20 protein-coding genes are annotated in these 19,843 nt (G+C 27.4%); 8 read left to right on the top strand and 12 right to left on the bottom strand.

Annotated elements, in window-relative coordinates; all coding sequences use genetic code 11:
- Window positions 1-153: 153 nt before the first annotated feature.
- The 3 genes from ACTCCZ_RS04150 to mnmL all read right to left on the bottom strand — a co-directional run bounded on the left by ACTCCZ_RS04150 (window position 154) and on the right by mnmL (window position 4,542).
- On the bottom strand, window positions 154-1,656 hold the full coding sequence (locus tag ACTCCZ_RS04150; protein WP_079578635.1) for a PLP-dependent transferase: 1,503 nt from the start codon (window positions 1,654-1,656) through the stop codon (window positions 154-156).
- A 1-nt stretch (window position 1,657) separates the two neighbouring features.
- Window positions 1,658-2,809: a trans-sulfuration enzyme family protein gene (locus ACTCCZ_RS04155; protein WP_079578637.1), complete on the bottom strand. Its 1,152-nt coding sequence runs from the start codon at window positions 2,807-2,809 to the stop codon at window positions 1,658-1,660.
- A gap of 74 nt (window positions 2,810-2,883) precedes the next feature.
- Window positions 2,884-4,542, bottom strand: coding sequence for a tRNA modification radical SAM protein MnmL/YtqA (mnmL, locus tag ACTCCZ_RS04160; RefSeq protein ID WP_079578639.1), 1,659 nt, complete (start codon window positions 4,540-4,542; stop codon window positions 2,884-2,886).
- Between the two features lie 129 nt (window positions 4,543-4,671).
- Between mnmL and ACTCCZ_RS04165 the strand changes: the two genes are divergently transcribed.
- The 3 genes from ACTCCZ_RS04165 to ACTCCZ_RS04175 all read left to right on the top strand — a co-directional run bounded on the left by ACTCCZ_RS04165 (window position 4,672) and on the right by ACTCCZ_RS04175 (window position 6,902).
- A complete protein-coding gene (locus ACTCCZ_RS04165) occupies window positions 4,672-6,132 on the top strand; it encodes a protein adenylyltransferase SelO (protein WP_079578641.1) in 1,461 nt (486 codons plus the stop codon).
- Between the two features lie 64 nt (window positions 6,133-6,196).
- The gene (locus ACTCCZ_RS04170) at window positions 6,197-6,421 is read left to right on the top strand and encodes a DUF2798 domain-containing protein (protein WP_104412396.1); all 225 of its coding nucleotides are present in this window, start codon (window positions 6,197-6,199) and stop codon (window positions 6,419-6,421) included.
- A 10-nt stretch (window positions 6,422-6,431) separates the two neighbouring features.
- A complete protein-coding gene (locus ACTCCZ_RS04175) occupies window positions 6,432-6,902 on the top strand; it encodes a MarR family winged helix-turn-helix transcriptional regulator (protein WP_079578645.1) in 471 nt (156 codons plus the stop codon).
- 14 nt (window positions 6,903-6,916) lie between these two features.
- Here the strand turns inward: ACTCCZ_RS04175 and ACTCCZ_RS04180 are convergent, their stop codons facing one another.
- Window positions 6,917-7,312, bottom strand: coding sequence for a DoxX family protein (locus tag ACTCCZ_RS04180; protein ID WP_079578647.1), 396 nt, complete (start codon window positions 7,310-7,312; stop codon window positions 6,917-6,919).
- Between the two features lie 238 nt (window positions 7,313-7,550).
- Between ACTCCZ_RS04180 and ACTCCZ_RS04185 the strand changes: the two genes are divergently transcribed.
- The 5 genes from ACTCCZ_RS04185 (at window position 7,551) to ACTCCZ_RS04205 (ending at window position 13,996) form a co-directional block, all read left to right on the top strand.
- Window positions 7,551-7,709, top strand: a complete 159-nt coding sequence (locus tag ACTCCZ_RS04185; RefSeq protein ID WP_165375110.1) for a hypothetical protein — start codon at window positions 7,551-7,553, stop codon at window positions 7,707-7,709.
- 224 nt (window positions 7,710-7,933) lie between these two features.
- Window positions 7,934-8,536 (top strand): TetR/AcrR family transcriptional regulator, encoded by a 603-nt coding sequence (locus tag ACTCCZ_RS04190; protein WP_099310065.1) that lies wholly within the window; start codon window positions 7,934-7,936, stop codon window positions 8,534-8,536.
- Window positions 8,537-8,564: 28 nt separating this feature from the next.
- Window positions 8,565-9,605 (top strand): efflux RND transporter periplasmic adaptor subunit, encoded by a 1,041-nt coding sequence (locus tag ACTCCZ_RS04195; protein WP_159445741.1) that lies wholly within the window; start codon window positions 8,565-8,567, stop codon window positions 9,603-9,605.
- Window positions 9,606-9,613: 8 nt separating this feature from the next.
- Complete coding sequence (locus ACTCCZ_RS04200; RefSeq protein WP_079578653.1) at window positions 9,614-12,739, top strand: efflux RND transporter permease subunit; 3,126 nt, start codon at window positions 9,614-9,616, stop codon at window positions 12,737-12,739.
- A gap of 9 nt (window positions 12,740-12,748) precedes the next feature.
- The gene (locus ACTCCZ_RS04205) at window positions 12,749-13,996 is read left to right on the top strand and encodes a TolC family protein (RefSeq protein WP_079578655.1); all 1,248 of its coding nucleotides are present in this window, start codon (window positions 12,749-12,751) and stop codon (window positions 13,994-13,996) included.
- Window positions 13,997-14,066: 70 nt separating this feature from the next.
- Here ACTCCZ_RS04205 and ACTCCZ_RS04210 read toward each other — a convergent pair whose 3' ends face one another.
- From ACTCCZ_RS04210 to sufB, 8 genes are all read right to left on the bottom strand, one after another.
- Entirely contained in the window at window positions 14,067-14,219 is a 153-nt protein-coding gene (locus ACTCCZ_RS04210) for a hypothetical protein (RefSeq protein WP_165375108.1), read from the bottom strand.
- A 23-nt stretch (window positions 14,220-14,242) separates the two neighbouring features.
- Window positions 14,243-14,512 (bottom strand): hypothetical protein, encoded by a 270-nt coding sequence (locus ACTCCZ_RS04215; RefSeq protein ID WP_079578657.1) that lies wholly within the window; start codon window positions 14,510-14,512, stop codon window positions 14,243-14,245.
- Between the two features lie 63 nt (window positions 14,513-14,575).
- The gene (locus tag ACTCCZ_RS04220; RefSeq protein WP_079578659.1) at window positions 14,576-14,926 is read right to left on the bottom strand and encodes a metal-sulfur cluster assembly factor; all 351 of its coding nucleotides are present in this window, start codon (window positions 14,924-14,926) and stop codon (window positions 14,576-14,578) included.
- Between the two features lie 9 nt (window positions 14,927-14,935).
- Window positions 14,936-15,343: a SufE family protein gene (locus ACTCCZ_RS04225; RefSeq protein ID WP_079578661.1), complete on the bottom strand. Its 408-nt coding sequence runs from the start codon at window positions 15,341-15,343 to the stop codon at window positions 14,936-14,938.
- Window position 15,344: 1 nt separating this feature from the next.
- A complete protein-coding gene (locus tag ACTCCZ_RS04230; RefSeq protein WP_079578663.1) occupies window positions 15,345-16,529 on the bottom strand; it encodes a cysteine desulfurase in 1,185 nt (394 codons plus the stop codon).
- Window positions 16,522-17,646, bottom strand: coding sequence for a SufD family Fe-S cluster assembly protein (locus ACTCCZ_RS04235; RefSeq protein ID WP_079578665.1), 1,125 nt, complete (start codon window positions 17,644-17,646; stop codon window positions 16,522-16,524). Before ACTCCZ_RS04235 ends, ACTCCZ_RS04230 begins: the two co-directional genes overlap by 8 nt.
- The gene (sufC, locus tag ACTCCZ_RS04240) at window positions 17,633-18,388 is read right to left on the bottom strand and encodes a Fe-S cluster assembly ATPase SufC (protein ID WP_079578751.1); all 756 of its coding nucleotides are present in this window, start codon (window positions 18,386-18,388) and stop codon (window positions 17,633-17,635) included. Before sufC ends, ACTCCZ_RS04235 begins: the two co-directional genes overlap by 14 nt.
- A gap of 16 nt (window positions 18,389-18,404) precedes the next feature.
- Window positions 18,405-19,838 (bottom strand): Fe-S cluster assembly protein SufB, encoded by a 1,434-nt coding sequence (gene sufB, locus ACTCCZ_RS04245; protein ID WP_079578667.1) that lies wholly within the window; start codon window positions 19,836-19,838, stop codon window positions 18,405-18,407.
- Window positions 19,839-19,843: the final 5 nt, after the last annotated feature.

Here is a 19,843-nt window from a genome sequence, read left to right on the forward strand (position 1 = left end):
GTTGTTGTACTGCTTCATTAAAATCAAATTGTGTTTCTTCTTTCATTGTCAATCCTTCTTATTATTTTATCAGATTGACACAGAATTTCTAACACTCCCTACAATTAAACTCGCCTGATTTTCCCATTAAATATAAAGGTGGGTTAGAGAGTCTTAAATAAGACTTTCTACTCTTTTAAATTCGTTGATAATATCTTCAATATTTTCAGTTCCAACTGAAATACGAAGTAAATCAATAGGTAAGTTTATTTTTTTTAAAAACTCTTGACCTTTTTTACAAGAGATGTAATCATAATGAGCTAGATAAACATAAGGCATTAGAAGTGTAAATTCTGTACCTAAGCTTGGTCCTTTTGCAAAGTTTAGATTATCATATATTGTTCTAAAATCTTTTTTAAATGTTACAGAGATTAGTCCTGAGTATGAATTATCATCAATCATAGCTATTTCATAATTTTGTTTATTTTCTTTATTGCAACAGTAATAAATTTTATCTATAAGTGAGCTTTGCTCAAAGTATTTTACAAGTTTTTTTGTATTTGAACTTATTTTTTTTACTCTTTTTTTATAATCTTTAATCTCATAAGCTAATCTTTGAATGTCTTTTATATATACCATATCAAGATGTTTAAAAAACTCACCTTGCATATGTGAAATTTTGAAGTTTTCATTTAAGATTATTGCTCCCATTAAAACATCTGCATTTCCACATGCAAACTTTGTAAGGGATTCAACTAATATATCTGCATAGGGTTTTAAGTTTAGATTATATGGTGTTGCTAGGGTTGCATCTATTACTAAAACAATATTATATTTATTGCAAAGTTCTCTCAATCTTTTTAAATCTACACTTTGAAGTAGGGGATTTGTAGGTATTTCTGTAATAATTGCAGATACATTTAAGCCATTTATTTTTAAGAAACTTTCAAGTTCATCAAGCTTTGTTATATCTAAGAATTTTTTTGTTCTATTGTAGTGGTGTTCTACTATATTCATAGTATCAAGATATAACCAACCTAATTGAACTAAAATAGTTCTATTATTTTTCTCTTGTATCTTTTTTAATCCTCTAATTACTGAATAGATTGCATTCATTCCAGATGGGGCAAGACCTATGTTTTTTATTGGTTGCTTGTATGCTTTTGCAAGAGTTTGTTTTACTGTGTGTAAAGCTGTATTTTCATCTTCTAACTCTTCTTCTTGTTTAGTTTTTATAACTTTTACTTCATATAAATAGTCTTGTGCAAATCTTGAAGATAAGTTACAGCCAACATGTTGAATAAATGTAAGTACCTTTTGAAGCTGTGTTGTACCTTTTAATACTAAAATTACACCAAATGGTTCATCTATATCAATTTTGTTATGAATAAAGTATTTATTACTTACAATTTTTACTGCTTCTTTTGAGCTTAGTAATACAACTTCATATTTATTACTAACTTTATATTTATTTTTTATATACTTTGCTAGAAGTTTTAAGTATGGATGCAAAACAAATCTAGGATAAGCACTTTTTATCTTTTCTAAAATCTGTGGTGTTTGCTCTTCATAATCAATAACATCTTGTAAACTTGGCATACTTACAGATACAGCATGTATGTTATTAATAGGTAAAGTTTCACCACAAGGAATATGCTTAAATAGTTCTTTTTTCATATTATTTTACGGCTTGTTTTATATCTTCTATTAAATCATCTATGTGTTCTAAACCAATTGAAAATCTAACTGTACTATCACTTATTCCAATTGCAGCTAATTCTTCTTTTGAAAAACTTGCATGGGATATTTTTGCAGGTATTTCTACTCTTGAATCTGGACTTCCAAAAGAGCATTTTTCTCCAAAAATCTTAGTATTTTCAATAAACTTTTCTGCAAGTTCTTCACTTACAAAGTCAACACAAAAAACACCTGGAATATACTGCATTTGCTTCTTCGCAAGTTCATATTGTGGGTGTGATTTAAGTGCTGGGTGAGTTACTTTTTTTATATAATCTTGCTCTTGTAAAAAGTTTGCAATTTTTATAGATAATTGTTCATGCTCTTTCATTCTAATTTTCAAAGTAGGGATACCAAGTGTTATTAGATATACATCCATTGGGTTTTGACTTCTTCCATGTGCATTTGCATAGTAGTGAATTTCTTGTGCTAACTCTTGTGTTTTTGCAACAATAGCACCAGCGACAACAGCTCCATGTCCTGATACATATTTAGTAGTTGAAAATAGACTAAAATCAGCTCCAAGCTCTAAAGGTCTTTGTGAAATAAATGTAGCAAGTGAGTTATCAACTGCAAAAAGTGCATTGTATTTATGTGCTATATTTGCTATTTGTTCTAAATCAATAATTTTAAGACCTGGGTTTGTAGGACTCTCACAAAGTACAAGCTCTATTTGATTGTTTTTTAGTATCTCTTCAACTTTATCTTGTTCTAAAAAATTAGCAAAATGAACTGTAATATTATATTTTTCTTTAAATACTTTTAATAATCTAAAAGTTCCACCATAACAATCTGCTTCAACTAAGATTGATGAGTTTGCTTTTAAAACTGTTTCAAATAAAAGTGCAACAGATGCTATTCCTGTGTGTGTACAAACACAACCAGCACCACCCTCAACATCACTAAAAAGATTCTCTAACATCTCTCTTGTTGGGTTATCACTTCTTGTATAATCATAAATTTTATTACCATTTTGTTTTTTTAAATCAAAAGTTCCAGTATTGTAAATAGGAAAGTGTGAAGCTCCTGCTTTGTCTTCAAATGGAGCATACTTTGCTATGTGACTTAATGCTGTTTCTATATTTTTATTCATATTTCCCTCTATATTTCTTACTTATATATAATATTTTACAATAAAAAAAATTAGATTTAGTTATATTAGGCTATTTATAGGCTTTGCTGCTCTTTGTTTGTAACGATTTGTTTATCTCTATAAACTAGATATTCATCTTCATAGCATACCTCATCACTACTGTTTATCCCATGTTTTATCACTAAAGCTTTTATATCTGTTTTTTCTAAGCTAAACTCTTCATAAACAAAATTCGCTTTTGCAAGTGCAACTTTTACTATATGATTTGTTTGTGAGCAAATTATAACTCCATCACTTTTAAGTACAGTTTTTAAAAGTTTAAAAAAATCATAGCTTAATAAAGAAGCGTTTAGATTATGTAAAAAACTATCAAGATATATAATATCAAACTTTTTTTCTAAGTTTTTAAGAGCAAATCTTGCATCTTGAACTATAAAGTTTAAGCTATTAAACTCATCTTTATAACTATATTTTTCAAATATCTCTTCTAATATTTTTGAATAGTTCTTATCTTCAATAAGTTTTGAAGCTGTTTTTATAATTACTCTATTTTTATCAATTGCTGTGATGTTTAGCTTGTGTTTTTTTTCTAAAAAGATACTACAAAGCGAGTTATATCCCATACCAAAACCTATATCAAGTAAATCTATATCTTTTTTTTCTAATTTTTCTTTTAGTTTGGATTGCTTTATAAAAGCCTCTTTTGCTTGTAATAAAGCACCACTTTTAGGATGATAATAATCTTTATGTATCTTATCCCATACTGTTATACTTTTATCTTTTAATTTAAAAGTGTTCTCTTTTTGTAAAGATTCTTCTTGTTTACTTATCATATCAGCTTGAGTATATCCTGCATAAATCATTTGTTGATTTACATACTCAACAAATTGACCTTTTTGCATATGCCAAATTGGAGAGAGTAAATCACTACTTGGTGTATCTGTACTTATTCTAACTATTGCAATATTTTTAGGAATATTTCTTATAAGGTAGATTAATTCTTGTGCATATTCATACTCATCTAAAGTTTTAAACTTGTTTTTTTCATACTCTTTGTGAAGTAAAGTATTTTTAATAATATGAAGATTATGAATTTTTATACCATCAACTTCATGTTTTACTAATTCTTTAACTGTATGAAGCCAGTCTTTTCTTGTTTCTTTTTCAAGTCCTACAATAATATGTGCAAAAACTTTTATTCCATACTCTTTTAACTTTTTTATTGCTTTGATACTACAACTAGCATCATGACCTCTATTTATTCTTTTTAAAGTTGTATCATTTAGTGTTTGAACTCCTAAGTCAATATAAACATCAATTTGTTCATTTAACTCTTTTAAATACTCTAGTGTTTTTTTATTTAAGCAATCAGGTCTTGTTCCGATACTTATAGCTTTAAAATTATATAAACTAAGAAGCTTCGAATATACTCTTTTTTGATTTATTACAGAGGTGAAAGTTCCTGTATAAGCTTGAATATAAAGCATAAACTCTTTTGCTTTATATCTATTTTTTGAAAAAGTAATAGCTTTTTGTATCTGCTCTTGCACACTATTTGTATCAAGAGTTTGTGCTGCTCTTGCTCCATTTGAGGGACAAAAGGTACAACCACCAATTCCATTTGTATCTCTATTTGGACATCCAAGATCTAAATCAATTGGGATTGAGTGCAATGTATTTCCATAGTTTTCTTTCATATAATTTTTAAAACTAAAGTAGGGCGCTTGTATCATTTAATTCCTTTGTGCAATTATATTTACATTTATATTAAAAGTTATTTTTCAATTAAAAATTTTATATAATAGTTTTAATATAGGACAAGTTTTATCTTATTTTGTTAGTGTTAAATAAAAAGATATTTTATGAAATTAGATGAATTGAAATTACAAACAAAATATTTGGATAGTGTAGATAGTAAGTTTTACCAACTTTTAGATGCAACTGCTTTAGATAATGCTTTTTTAATCTCTTATAATAAAAAGCTTTGTGATGAAATAGGTCTTGATTATAATGAGTGTGAAACAAATGAGTTTATAAACTTTTTAAATGGTAAAAAAGTTTTAGAAGGTTCAAAGCCTTATTCTATGGTTTATGCAGGTCACCAATTTGGACATTTTGTTCCACAACTTGGAGATGGAAGGGCTATAAATTTAGGAAGTATTGGCAAGTGGCATTTACAAACAAAAGGTTCAGGACTTACAAACTACTCAAGACAAGGTGATGGAAGAGCAGTTTTAAGATCAAGTATAAGAGAGTATATTATAAGTGAAGCTATGCATGCACTAAATATCCCAACAACAAGAGCTTTAGCAATAATTGGCTCAGGGCATAATGTTTATAGAAATCCTTTTCAAGCAGAAAAAGGCGCAGTTGTTTTAAGAGCTAGTGATTCTTGGATTAGAATAGGAACTTTTGAGTATTTTGCAAGAAGTAAAGATGCAAAACAAAATATAACAGCATTGGCTGATTTTGTAATATTAGAAAATTACAAACATTTAAAAGATGATGAAAATAAATATGAAAAGTTTTTCTATGAATTAGTTGATAAAACAGCTTTACTTTTAGCAAAATGGCAAACTTATGGTTTTATGCATGGAGTTATGAATACTGATAATATATCAGCTTCTGGTGTAACTATTGATTATGGGCCCTTTAGTTTTATGGACTATTTTGATAAGCATTGTATTTGCAATGACACAGATATAGAAGGAAGATACTCCTATAACAATCAACCATATATTGCAAAGTGGAATCTTTTTGTTTTAGCTGATTGTTTAAGTATTATTGCTGATTTTGAAAAATTAAAGAACTATTTAGAAACATTTTTTTCACAACACGAAAGAGAGTATTTAGAACTTATGAACAAAAGGTTAGGTCTTGATATAACTTTAAGTGGAGATAAAAATATTGATTTGATTATTAGGTTGCTAAAAGCACTAGAGTCTTCAAAAATAGATTATAATTTATTTTTTTATAAATTATCACAACTTGAAAATTTAGATGATTTTTCATCTATTTTAGATAATTGTATTTATCCTTTAATTATGAAAGAGTGGTTACAAGAGTATAAGCAAGTTTTACTTTTAGATCCAAGAACTCAAAATCAAAGATGTGAAAGTATGCAAAAGGTTAATCCTAAATACATAATAAAAAACTATATGTTAGAAGAGGCAATACAAAAAGCTCAAGAGGATGATTTTACTTTAGTAAATGATTTATTAAATATTGCCCAAAACCCTTTTGATGAGCATAAAGATTTTCAAAGGTATGCAAAAGCAACTCCAAAAGAGTTTGCAAATTTAAAATTATCTTGCTCTTCTTAAATATTAATTAGTTTTATGGTATTAATTAAATTTATAAAAATAAATAATACTATAAGGAAGAATATTGATAAACGCAAAATATAGACGATTGGTATTTTCATTTTTGATGGCATTACTTATGACTTTTATCATGAGTTTTGCTATTACATTTTTGAATTTATGGTTTATTGATGAGTTTGTATACAAATGGATAACAGCTTTTATAAAAGCATTTTTTATAGCTTTTCCTTCGGTGTTTTTTGTGGCACCTTTTGTAAATAGACTTGTGGATATTTTGATAAAGAAATAAAGGAAATATTATGGCTTCAAAAACAAGTATTATTAAAAAACAAAATAATACAAAAACAAATCCTATATATAAGATAGCTTCAAAAGTTTATAACTTAAATGAACTTTTAAAAAAAGAGGTTGAAAAACTTTTATCAAGTTATGATATTGGCTTTGCTGAATTAGATTTACTAATAGTTTTACATGAAGCAGATAAAAAAGTATTTAAGCCAAGTGATTTGTATGATAAACTGCAATTCTCATCAGGTGGAATTACGAAAATAATAAAAAGATTAGAAATTAAACACTATATAAAAAAAGAGGTATTTTTAGAAGATTTAAGAAGTAAACCTATAAGTATCACTAAAAAAGGACAAAGTTTAGTTTTAGAATTATTTCCTAAAGTTATTCATTTAGAAAAAAATATTTTTTCTGTACTTGAATTTGAAGAATTAAATATAACTTATAAGTCTTTATTAAAAGTAATAAAAAGCTTAAAGTAAAAGTCTTTTGACTTTTACTTTGAATCAACTGCGATTTTACCCGCTCCTAAAAACATAATTGCAATACAACTAAATATATAAAAATATATTGTTTCAAGTAAAGGTGATCCATGTTTTGATATTTCAAATATATCATGAGGATGTACTAAATATACAGCCATTAGCATAGTGCACATAATAATAAACGCACTAAATCTAGTTTTATATCCAAAGATAAGAAAAATTGGTGCTAATATTTCACCAATATAAACACCAAATGCAAGTATAGCTGGTAGGTCATTTTTTATAAGCATATTTTCTACAAAGCCCACTCCATGAATAATCTTAGCATAGCCATGAAATAACATCATAATAGCCACAGTAAGTCTTAGTATAAGCTTCCCAATATCTGATTCACTAGTTCTATTCATACTTTATACCTTTATAAATAATCATTCTAAGCTATTATGCACTAGTTGAACTTAAAAGTTAATAACGATTCTTAAAAAGATTATATAAATTAAAAACATAAGCCCTTGCTTTTTATATTTTATTTGGCTATACTGTAAAACTTTAGGATGATTATTCATCTGTTTATGCACTTATTAATTCTCACGTTGATATTAAACTTAAACAAAACTAATTAATAAAAAAACAAAAAGGAATAATATGTCAATTACGCATATAAAAACAAACAAAAAAATAGAAGTTCTTCTAAGATTATTAGAGAAAAAAGAGAGTTTACAAGATGCTTGTTCAAAAGCTGGATTAGATATAAAATCATATCTATTAAATAACAAACATAAACTACTTACAACAAACAAATAATCAAAAAAACTGCTCATAGTGTGATAGGGTAAACTCCTATCAATACTACTTCCACTACTTTTAGAAACTCATTTTATAAATAAAAAATGTAAAAATTACTTATTATTGACTAGTAGTCGATAATAAAAGTTTCTATTAAGATAAAAATTATATAATTCCACTTGACCGACAGTCAGTCATAAAATAACATGACTATACTATTAGCTTATTATTATGGAGGTTTGATGCCAAAAATTGTAAATAAAGAAGAAAGAAGAAGAGAAATTGCACTATCTTGTAGTGACTTGATACACGAAGTTGGTATAAAAAAGCTTACGGTATCACAAGCTGCAAAAACAGCAGGTATTGGAAAAGGTACAATTTATGAATATTTTGAAAATAAAGAAGATATAATTTTTGAAATAATAAATATTCATATAGATAAATATCATGATGAGTTTGAAAAAAATATTCAAAAAGAGAAAACTACAAGAGATAAAGTAGTCCATTTTTTTAAATTTGCTATTGATGATAGTGAAGAAAATATGAAACACTTTGATGGATTTAAAGAATACTTATCAATAGTTTTAAGTGAAGAAAATGAACAAATGTTAAATTTTAATTGTAGTTGTAGTTCATTTTTTCAAGTGCAATTGACTAAAATTTTACAAGAAGGCATCACTAAAGGTGAGCTGAAAAATGAAGCTATTGATTTAGTTGAAGTAATTATGGTTTATGAAAGAGGACTTGCTATTACAAAGATGACTCAAAATGATACAGACATTAAAGTACTTTGTAAAAAGTTTATAGATAGTCTTTTTGAATTAGTAGAAATAAAAAAAGATTAAAGTATTAGATTACTTTAAAGGGGACAAAGTGATTAAAAAAGTTTTATTAGTATTAGCAGTGATTAGTTGCTCACTGTTTGCAAAAGGTGGACCTGCATTAGTAAATGTAGCTTCATTAGAAAAAGGAAAGATAAACCCACTAACAGAGTTTATAGGAACTGTAAAGTTTGAAAATAGTTCAGTTCTTGCAAGTGAAACAAATGGACTTGTGGAAAAAATATATTTTGAAGTTGGTAAAAAAGTAAAAAAAGGTGAAACTTTAATTAAAATAGATTCATCAATTTTAAATGCACAAATTAAAGCTGCACAAGCTGCTGTAAATACAGCAAAAGTTGAATTGAAAAACTCAAAAAATGATTACAATAGATATTTAGCACTTGTACAAAAAAAATCAATTGCTCAAAAAACTTTTGATGATATGCAATTAACATACGAATTAGCAAAACAAAAATTAATTTCATCAGAAGCAAAACTTCAAGAATTAAAAATACAAAAAAATAAAAAACTTGTTAAAGCACCATATGATGGAGTAATTGTATCAAAAGAGATTAATTTAAATGAGTGGGTTAATAGTGGTTCAAAAATTGCAAATATTGTAAATACAAACAATATAGAAATGATGTTTAATCTACCAATTGGTTATGTAGATGAATTAAGTAAAACAAAGATTTATAAAATAAAATTACCAAATATGACTGTTGATGGAAAACTTTATGCTGCAATTCCAAGTGGGGATAAATTAACTAGAACATTTCCAGTTAGATTTAAAGCAGTTGTAAAAGATAAGTTTATTTTTGATGGAGCACAAGCAAAAATAAAACTTGCAAAAGAGATTAAAAAAGATGCTTTAGTTATAAATAGAGATGCAGTTATTAAAAGATTTGGTCAAGATGTAGTTTTTGCAATAAACGAAAAATCAATTGCAAATATGATTCCAGTACAAATTATTGGTTTTGATGGATTGAAAGCTGGTATTAAAGCACAAGGTTTACAAGAAGGTATGAAAATTGTTGTAAAAGGGAATGAAAGAGTTTTTCCTAAGCAACCAGTAAAAGTTTTAAATAAATAGGAAAATGAATGGATTTAATTAAGTTTTCAATTAAAAATCCAGTAACTATAATCGTTTCTGTTTTAATTGTTGTGATGTTTGGTATTTTGTCATTAAAAGGCTTACCATACCAACTTACTCCCAATGTTACAAAACCAGAGATAAAAATCACAACAACATGGCCAGGTGCCACTCCTTATGAAATAGAACGAGAAGTTATTGAAGAACAAGAAGATGTACTTAAAAGTTTAAATAATCTAATAGAATATGAAGCATCAGCAAATGATGATTATGGTGAGATTACTTTAACTTTTAAGTTAGGAACTGATTTAAGATCAGCCCTTCAAGATGTGTCAAACAAGCTTGATGAGGTAAGTTCTTATCCTGATAATGTTGATGAACCTGTAATAGAAACAGCAACAGCAAGTCCTGTTATTTGGATGATGCTTCAAACACTTGAGGGCAATGATAGGCATATTGATGAATATAAAACATATTTTGAAGATGAAATAAAACCAGTAATTAAAAGAGTTAATGGTGTTGCTGGGACAATGGGCGGCGGTGGTCGTGAACAGCAAATGCAAGTAAATTTTGATATTAATAAACTTGCTTCATATAATTTAACAGTTAATCAAGTAATCAATATTCTAAAAAATGAAAATGTTGATGTATCTGCTGGTGTTCAAAATATGGGAAGAAGAGCTTACAGAATTAGAACTGTAAACAAATTTGCAACTACAAAAGATATTGAAAGTGTAGTATTAGTTTCAAATAGAGATCAAAGAGTTCTAGTATCTGATGTAGCAACTGTTGATTTTGGATATGAAACAGCAAGTGGTGTTGCGATGTTTATGGGTAAAGATGGTATTTTTTTAGGGGTTCAACCAAACTCTGAGGTAAATACTGTAAAGCTTACAAACGAAGTTGAAGCAGCTGTAAATGAATTAAATGAAAACGTTTTAAAACCAAAAGGTTTAAAAATAAAATGGATTTATGACCAAAGAAGTTATATTGTTGGTTCTGTTGATTTAGTACAACAAAATATCATGATTGGTGGTGCTTTAGCAATTTTTGTTTTAATACTATTTTTAAGAGCAATTTCACCAACAGCTGTTGTATCTATTGCTATTCCTATTTCTGTTATTGGTACATTTATTGTACTTGATTTACTAGGAAGAAGTTTAAATACAATCTCTTTAGCAGGGATTTCTTTTGCCGTTGGTATGCTAGTTGATAGTGCGATTGTTGTTTTAGAAAATATTGATAGGCATAGAAAAGAAGGAATGAGTATTCCAGAAGCTGCATATGTTGGTGCAAAAGAAGTTTGGGGAGCACTAATTGCAAGTGCATCTACAACAATGGCAGTATTTTTACCAATCGTTTTTTTAGAAGATGAAGCAGGGCAATTATTTAAAGATATAGCAATTGCTGTAACATCAGCAGTTTCATTTTCACTTTTTGTTTCAATTGCAGTTATTCCAATGCTTTGGAAAAAGTTTGCAAGTATTAGTGGAAAAGAGCCAAGGGGTAAAAGTTCTCTTACAAAACTAGGTGATGCTATAGTTGAAAAATTTATGAGTATTGTAAATATATCTTTAAAAAATACATTTACAAAAGTTATGACAATACTGATTTTAGGTATTTCATCTTTAAGTATTATTTTCTTATTATTTCCAAAGATGGATTACCTTCCTCAAGGAAATAAAAACTTGATTTTTAATATCTTAATTCCACCTCCAGGATTATCTTATCAAGAAAGATATGATATGGGTGCATATTTAATGAAACAAGTCGAACCAAACTTTAATAAAGATAAAGATGGTTACCCTGGTATTAATAGAGCTTTCTTTGTATCTTTTGGAGATTTTAACCTTTTTGGTGGAACTTCAATGCATGAATCAAGAGCAAAAGAGTTAATACCTTTATTTAGACCTATTGTAAACTCACTTCCATCAACTTATGGAGTAACAATTCAAAGTGGTGTTTTTGAAAGTGGTGTTGGTGAAGGTAATAATATTGATATTGATATTAGTGGAGAGAGTATACAAGAGATTGCAGATGTTGGTACACAGTTATTCTTAGCAGCAAATCAAATCATTAAAGGTGGACAAGTAAGACCTGTACCATCAATTGAGTTACTTTATCCAGAGTTTAGATTGCATCCAAATCAAGATGCATTGCGTTCTTTAAATATGAGTGCAAATGATTTAGGTGTAATAGCTGATGTTTATATGGATGGAAAGATTATAGGTGATTTTGAACAAGATGGTAAGAAAAAAATTGATTTAGTTGTAAAAGCAAAAGATAGTCAAATAAACACACCTCAAGATATTTTAAATGCACAAGTTGTATTACCAAATAGTTCAATTGTTCCTTTAAGTTCACTTGCAACTTCACAAAGTACAGCAGGTATTAGTGAAATAAGACACCTAGATGGGAAAAGAACTATTACTTTACAAATCACTCCACCAGATGGAATGACAATTGAAGAAGCAATGGGAATTTTAAAAGGTTCAATTGATAAAATAAAAAGTGAAGGTAAAGTTTCAAAAAATGTTGAAGTAAATATTAGTGGTACAGCAGATAAATTATCACAAACAATTGATATGTTAAGTATTAATTTTATTTTAGCCTTAGTAATTATTTATTTACTAATGTCAGCACTATTTGGAAACTTTTTATATCCAATTGTAATTATGTTTACAGTACCACTTGCAACAGCTGGAGGTTTCTTAGGTCTTGCAATGACAAATGCCTTTATTGCACCACAGCCTCTTGATGTACTTACAATGCTTGGATTTATTATTCTTGTAGGTATTGTTGTAAATAATGCGATTTTAATTGTTCACCAAAGTTTAAATCTAATAAGAAATCATGGTTTTGAGCATAAAAAAGCAGTTGTTGAAGCAACTAGAACTAGAATTAGACCAATTTATATGAGTTCATTAACATCAATTTTTGGTATGTTACCACTTGTATTAATTCCAGGTCCAGGAAGTGAATTTTATAGAGGTTTAGGATCAGTAATTACTGGTGGATTAGCATTATCTACTATATTTACTATATTTATTACACCTGCACTTTTAATGTTTTTTATTAAATTAGAACAAAAAGTAAAAAATGTAAAAGCTCCTGTTGATGTTAGTAAAGCGTAAGGAAATAGCATGATAAAAAGAAGTATAGTATTAATAAGTACACTATTTATAGTAAATGCAAATGCTTTAGATATAAATAGTGCAGTAAATCTTGCATTAAAAAATAATAATGAATTAAAACAAAAATATTATGAGTATGATGAAGCAAAAGAGAATATAGAATTAAACAAATCAGGTTTTAAACCAAAACTTGATTTGTCTTATGCTTACACAGATAGAAGTAAAGCAAGAGATGAAAGTTTAAAAAGAGACTCAAGTGCAAGTGCAGTTTTATCTTATAATTTATTTAATGGTTTCTCAGATTATAATCTTGTAAAAAGTGCAAAATATAGTGCAAAAGCTAGTAATTTGACTCTTTTTGCCTTTAAAGAAGATATTGTTTATAATACAAAAACAGCATATATTGAGTTTTTAAATAAAAGAAAAAATAAAGATACATATGAAGTTGCTTATAAACTATTTAAAAAGCAATATGAAGACTCAAAAAATAGATTTGAACAAGGATTGATTGCAAAAAATGATTTGCTTGATATTCAAGTAAAGATGTTAGATGCAAAACAAAATCTTACAAGAGCAATAAGTGATTTAAAAATTGCAAGATATGAGTTGAGTAATATTTTAGGTGGAATTGATTTACAAAAGCAAACAATTGAAGAATTAGATGATAATATAGCTATTGAAAAAGATTCTTATAAAGTTGAATTTTTGGATAATAGAAGTGAAATCAAAGCTTTAAAAATGAATATTAAAAGTATAGATTCAAAAGTTGATTCAACAAAAGGTGATTTTTTACCATCAATTGATGCTTCATTATCTTATAATAAGTATGGTGATGACTCTATGCCAAAAGATTTAGAACCAGATGATCAAAAAGTAGCTCAAGTTCAATTGAAATGGAATTTATATGATGGTGGAATAAAATATTCAACTATTGATATAAATAGACTTAAAATGAGACAAGTAAAAGAACAACTACAAAAAACAAAACTTGATATAAAATTACAATATCAAAAAGCAAAAAGTGATTTAGAAGTTGCACTTTTAAATTATGATAGTGCAAAACTTGCATTAGTACAAGCAAAAGAAAACTATAAAATTGTCAATGATAAATATTCTGAGGGTATTGTTAAACCAACAGATTTAACAGATGCAAACTACTTACTTACAAATGCGAAGCAGAAGTATTTTCAAGCATATTATGATAAGTTTTTAGCTGTTGCTAAACTTGATAGAGTTTTTGAACAAAGTTTAAAATAAAATAATTTCAAAGTTTTTCATAAAATCTTCTAAATGAAGTAATATGGAAAACTTTGTAAATTAAGTAGTTTTAATCAAAGTACTTAAAGTCTTTGTCTTCACTACCATCTTTTTTTCTATTTTTAAACTTCCACATAGTTTTTGTGAATTGTAAGGTTTTATAACTTAGCATTATTGCAACAATAAAAATAATTACCATGAAAATTGTATAAAAAAGTTCCATGTAATCCCCCTTTTTAATTGGTTTTATTTATTTTTATTTTTGTCTGTTTGATACTGTAAAAAGTTTCCTCCACCTTTTTCTTTCTCTTTTTCATCTCCAAATCTAAAAGACTTTTCCCATCTTAACTTTGGTGGAATATGCTCATTTACAGAGTTTGAATTTTTTGTATTAGGAGAAAAGATACTATCTCCAATCCCAATTGCTTCTTTAAAAGCTATTAATATAAAAAATATTACAACTACAACTACTGTAATTGTAAATGCTGAACTACTTTTTTTCTTATTTTTTGCCATTATGCTTCTTTTTTTGGATTAGTCGTCATTATCTCATAATCTCTTTTAAAGAAGCATAATAGTTTAAATTATCGTTCCATTCATCATAAGCTCATCTTTACCTTCTTCTGAAATCATCTCTTTATCCCATTGTGGATCAAATACTAAATGAACATAAGCTTCATCTACTAAATCAACTGCTTGTGTCACATACTTTACTTGATCAATCAATGCATCAGCAACAGGACAAGCAGGACTTGTAAGAGTCATAGTAACAGTTGCATGTAAATAAGGCTCTTTTTCTTCTATTTCTATCTTATAAATCAAACCTAAATCATAAATATTTACTGGAATTTCTGGATCATATACTTGTTTTAAATTAAATATTATTTTTTTTTCTACATCTTCTATTTGTTCTTTTGTAAAATTACTCATATTTTCTCCTTATGCAAAGGCGTTTGCATACTCTTTTATTCTTTTTATCATACCTTGTACACCGCTTTGTCTATTTGGTGTAATAATCTCTTGAAGATTTAGTTTTTGTAAAACTTGTGTATCAAAATCTATAATTTCTTGAGCTTTCATTCCTGAAAAAATTGATAATAATATTTTTACTAAACCTTTTACAATTGCTGCATTTGAGTCAGCTTTAAATACTAAAATATCATCTTTTTTTTCACATATTAACCAAACTTTTGAAGTACAGCCTTGTACTAAATTTTCATCTTTTTTATGTTTTTCTTCAAGTGGTTCTAAACTTTTACCTAAATCAATTATATATTCATATTTTTGTAAATCATCATCAAAAAGTTCTAAATCATCTTTTATCTCATCAATTTTATTTTCAACCATCTTAATCCTTTAGCATTAAAATCGCTTTTTTTAAACCTTTTATAAAGATATCAATATCTTCTTTTGTATTATAAAAAGCAATACTTACTCTTATTGTACCATCAATATTTAATTTTTTCATAATAGGTTGCGCACAATGGTGACCAGCTCTTACTGCTATATGCATTTTGTCAAGTAAAATACCGATATCTTCACTGTTTAAATTTTTTATATTAAAACTTCTACTTCCCGTTGAATTTTTAGTATCATTATATAAGATGATATTTTCAACTTTTTTTAATTGTGTATATAAATAAGTACATAATTCATGTTCAAGTTTGTAAACTTCTTTTAGTGTGATTTTATTTAAGTAATCTAGTGCTTTTTTAAAGCCAATTACTCCTGCAATATTTTGTGTTCCTGCTTCATATTTATATGGAGCATCTAACATAATACTTCTTTCAAAACTTACATCATTAATTGTAGCTCCTCCTGTTTGATAAACAGGAAGTTTTTCAAGTAGGTTTTCTTTTATATATAAAGCTCCAACGCCTGTTGGTCCAAATGTTTTATGTGAAGACATAGCATAAAAATCCACATCTAAATCTTGAACATCAACCTCAAAGTGAGCCAAACTTTGCGCTGCATCTACTAGTAAGTAGCTATTGTATTTGTGTGTTAGTTGTGCAATTTTTTTTATGTCATGTATAACACCAAATGCATTAGAAACATGAGTTATGCTTACAAAAGAGTTTGGGTTATTTTTTAAAAGCTCTTCAAAGTGTTCAAAATCAAACTCTAAATTATCTTTTGCATTTACAACTTCAAGTCCTTTATGTAAAGTTCTTCCTTGCATATGCCAAGGAGTAATATTTGAGTGATGTTCCAATGAAGAGATAATAATAGTTTTAAACTCTTTTGCAAAAGTTGAAGCTATCATATTTAAAGACTCAGTTACACCTTTTGTAAAAATTATCTGTTTTGATTGAGGTGCATTTATAAAATCTTTTAATGTGTCTCTTGTTGCTTCAAACTCTTTTGTGGCTTTATTTGCACCCCCATGGTTACTTCTATGTGTATTTGAACAAAAGTTTGTATAATAATCAACTACTTTATCAACAACTTCTTTTGGTTTTTGTGTTGTTGCTGCATTATCAAGATAGACTACACTACTATTTTTAAAAAAAGGAAAATCTTTTTTATACATGATTTATCCTTTTTAGATTTTTGATATATCTTCTAATTGCTTTTAGTTCAATTTCTCTAATAACTTGTAGTTCAATAGAGTCAATAATCATCTCTCTTGCTTTTGCTTTACTTATACCTCTTGAGCATAAATAATATAATTCATCTTCATTTAAAGTACCACAACTTGCACCATGTGCTGCTTCTAATTCATCAATATAAATTTGAAGTCTTGGATTTGCATTTATTTTTGCATCATCACTTAAAATAATAGTTTGGCTATTTTGAAAAGCTTTTGAATAAAGTGCGCTGTTTTGAACAGTTGAACTTATATCAAAAAGACAATGGGCACTCTCATCTAAAAGATGTTTTATTTTAATATCACTTGTTGTGCTTTTTGCAATATGCTCAATAAAAGCAATATTACCACTTCTTTGTTTTGCTTTATTTTTTACAATTCCATCAATATTTAAAATTGCATTCTCATTTTCTAGTTTGCTATCAAAGATATTTAAAGCAAGATCTGCTTTATACTCTAAGTTTACAAGATTAAGTATTGCATTACTTTTTAAATCAGTTTTATAGTTTGTAATAATATTTCCATTTTGTAAAGTTTGAATCTTTGCAATATTTGCTTTTACATCTTCTAAAACTGTATATTTTCTATTTGCACTTATTAAAAAATCTTTTGACAAGTCATTGTGAAAAGTCTCTAAAATATCTACATTTGCTTTTATGTTTATATTTAAAGAGTTTGTAAAAAATTTATTATTACCTTGAAAAATCGAAATTATATTTAAAGGTTTATCAAGATTTTCATTAATAGTTAAATTTAAAGTCTCTTTATTTATATAACTATTTAAAGTATATAGTTTGTTTACACTATCTTCAAATTTTTCATAAGATACTTCTAAAAATTTATTTAATTCATTTTCAAAAACCAATTCATTATTTACTAAAAAGATATTATAAAAATGTTCATCTTTTAAGTATGAATATTGATTTAAATCTAAATCTTTTTCAATATCAAAATCTAAATCTTTCTCAAAAATAGGATAAATATTAAAGCTTCTGAACTCTTCTACTTTTTTAGTTGGTAAAATATCAAGATTTAAGTTTTCTATCTCAACTACTTTCATTATCCTCTCCTAATCCCTCAAAACCTCTTTTTTGAAGTTCTAAAGCAAGATTATAATCTCCTGATTTTGCAATTTTTCCATCTTTTATAATATGTACAAAATCAGGTTTTATTAACTCTAATAATCTATCATAATGCGTAATCATCAAAACTGAACGCTTGCCATCAAGCATAGAATTAACAGCATTTGCTACAAGTTTTATTGCATCAATATCAAGTCCTGAGTCTATTTCATCTAACATAATTAAATCAGGTTTTAGTACTAAAAGTTGAAGCATTTCATTTTTCTTTTTTTCTCCACCACTAAAACCTTCATTTACATTTCTTTTTATAACTTCATTATTTATATTGTATTTTTTTATAATATCTTTTACTTCTTTTAAAAATTGTGCAGAATTTACTTCTTCTTCATTTTTATAAGCTCTTTTTTCATTTACTGCACTTTTTAAAAAATACATATTGTTCACACCATGAACTTCAACAGGATTTTGAAAGCTCATAAATAATCCCTCATTTGCTCTTTGGCTTGCATCAAGTTCTAGTAAATCTTTACCTTTAAAAGTTACTTCGCCTTTTGTTACTTCGCAATCATAGTGATCACTTAAAGCTTTAACAAGTGTAGATTTTCCTACACCATTTGTACCCATGATAACATGAACTTCACCTTCATTTATCTCTAAATTGAAATCTTTTAAAATCTCTTTATTTGCTATACTTACATCTAAATTTTTTATACTTAACATTTTTTTACCTCTTTTTTTAACCAACACTACCCTCTAGTGATACATCAAGAAGCGCTTTTGCTTCAACTGCGAACTCCATTGGTAACTCTTCTAATACATCTTTACAAAAACCATTTACTATTAATGATACCGCATTTTCTTCACTAATTCCTCTTTGTCTTATATAAAATAGTTGTTCATCAGAAATCTTTGAAGTTGTTGCCTCATGCTCAATTTTAGCACTTGAATTTTTTATATCTTGATATGGATATGTATGTGCTGAGCAGTTTGAACCAATCAATAGTGAATCACAAGCAGAAATATTTCTTGCGTTTTTTGCACTTTTTGCAACTTTTACCAAGCCTCTATAAGCATTTGAGCCATTTAATGCAGAAATACCTTTTGAAATAATTGTTGATTTAGTATTTTCACCTATGTGAATCATTTTTGTACCTGTATCAGCTTGCTGAGCAAGTGAAGTAAGAGCAACTGAGTAAAACTCACCACTACTATTATTTCCTTTTAAAATACATGATGGATATTTCCATGTTACAAGTGAACCTGTTTCAACTTGTGTCCAAGATATTTTTGAATTGTCACCTTTACAAATACCTCTTTTTGTAACAAAGTTTAAAATTCCACCTTTACCATCTTTATCCCCTGGATACCAGTTTTGAATAGTAGAGTATTTTATATGTGCATCTTTTAATGCTACTAATTCAACTACGGCTGCATGAAGTTGACTATCATCTCTAATAGGTGCTGAACATCCTTCATTATAAGATACATAACTTCCTTCTTCTGCAATAATTAGTGTTCTTTCAAACTGTCCTGTATTTAAAGCATTGATTCTAAAATATGTTGATAATTCCATTGGACATCTTGTATTTTTTGGAATATAAACAAAACTTCCATCTGTAAAAACAGCACAGTTTAATGTTGCAAAATAGTTATCACTATATGGAACAACTGAAGCTAAATATTTTCTTAATAAATCTGGATATTTGTTTGCAGCTTCACTTATTGAACAAAATATTATTCCTAATTCTTCAAGCTCTTTTTGAAATGTAGTTTTAACAGATACTGAATCAAATACAGCATCAACTGCAACTCCTGCAAGTTTTTTTTGCTCTTCTAATGGAATACCTAATTTTTCATATGTTTTTAAAATTTCTGGATCTACTTCATCTAATGAACCAAGTGGCTTTTTAGGTGCAGAGAAGTATGATATATCTTGATAATCAACTTTATCATAACCTAATTTTGCCCAATTTGGTTCTTCCATTGTAAGCCATTTTTTATAAGCTTTAAGTCTAAAATCAAGTAACCATTGCGGCTCCTCTTTTTTAGCAGATATTGCTTTTATTACATCTTCATTTAAGCCTTTTGGAAAAGTATCTGAGTTTACAATTGTCTCAAACCCAAGGCTATAATCATTTTGTATAACGTTATTTATTGTCTCATTTTTCATAAAAA

It is taken from the genome of Malaciobacter sp. (genome assembly GCF_055140965.1).

Excerpts from the sequence above, each read along its gene's own strand:
- ACTCCZ_RS04150 (WP_079578635.1), bottom strand. The coding sequence starts at position 1,656 with ATGAAAAAAGAACTATTTAAGCATATTCCTTGTGGTGAAACTTTACCT.
- ACTCCZ_RS04155 (WP_079578637.1), bottom strand. The coding sequence starts at position 2,809 with ATGAATAAAAATATAGAAACAGCATTAAGTCACATAGCAAAGTATGCT.
- mnmL (WP_079578639.1), bottom strand. The coding sequence starts at position 4,542 with ATGATACAAGCGCCCTACTTTAGTTTTAAAAATTATATGAAAGAAAAC.
- ACTCCZ_RS04165 (WP_079578641.1), top strand. The coding sequence starts at position 4,672 with ATGAAATTAGATGAATTGAAATTACAAACAAAATATTTGGATAGTGTA.
- ACTCCZ_RS04175 (WP_079578645.1), top strand. The coding sequence starts at position 6,432 with ATGGCTTCAAAAACAAGTATTATTAAAAAACAAAATAATACAAAAACA.
- ACTCCZ_RS04180 (WP_079578647.1), bottom strand. The coding sequence starts at position 7,312 with ATGAATAGAACTAGTGAATCAGATATTGGGAAGCTTATACTAAGACTT.
- ACTCCZ_RS04185 (WP_165375110.1), top strand. The coding sequence starts at position 7,551 with ATGTCAATTACGCATATAAAAACAAACAAAAAAATAGAAGTTCTTCTA.
- ACTCCZ_RS04190 (WP_099310065.1), top strand. The coding sequence starts at position 7,934 with ATGCCAAAAATTGTAAATAAAGAAGAAAGAAGAAGAGAAATTGCACTA.
- ACTCCZ_RS04200 (WP_079578653.1), top strand. The coding sequence starts at position 9,614 with ATGGATTTAATTAAGTTTTCAATTAAAAATCCAGTAACTATAATCGTT.
- ACTCCZ_RS04205 (WP_079578655.1), top strand. The coding sequence starts at position 12,749 with ATGATAAAAAGAAGTATAGTATTAATAAGTACACTATTTATAGTAAAT.
- ACTCCZ_RS04210 (WP_165375108.1), bottom strand. The coding sequence starts at position 14,219 with ATGGAACTTTTTTATACAATTTTCATGGTAATTATTTTTATTGTTGCA.
- ACTCCZ_RS04215 (WP_079578657.1), bottom strand. The coding sequence starts at position 14,512 with ATGGCAAAAAATAAGAAAAAAAGTAGTTCAGCATTTACAATTACAGTA.
- ACTCCZ_RS04220 (WP_079578659.1), bottom strand. The coding sequence starts at position 14,926 with ATGAGTAATTTTACAAAAGAACAAATAGAAGATGTAGAAAAAAAAATA.
- ACTCCZ_RS04225 (WP_079578661.1), bottom strand. The coding sequence starts at position 15,343 with ATGGTTGAAAATAAAATTGATGAGATAAAAGATGATTTAGAACTTTTT.
- ACTCCZ_RS04230 (WP_079578663.1), bottom strand. The coding sequence starts at position 16,529 with ATGTATAAAAAAGATTTTCCTTTTTTTAAAAATAGTAGTGTAGTCTAT.
- ACTCCZ_RS04235 (WP_079578665.1), bottom strand. The coding sequence starts at position 17,646 with ATGAAAGTAGTTGAGATAGAAAACTTAAATCTTGATATTTTACCAACT.
- sufC (WP_079578751.1), bottom strand. The coding sequence starts at position 18,388 with ATGTTAAGTATAAAAAATTTAGATGTAAGTATAGCAAATAAAGAGATT.
- sufB (WP_079578667.1), bottom strand. The coding sequence starts at position 19,838 with ATGAAAAATGAGACAATAAATAACGTTATACAAAATGATTATAGCCTT.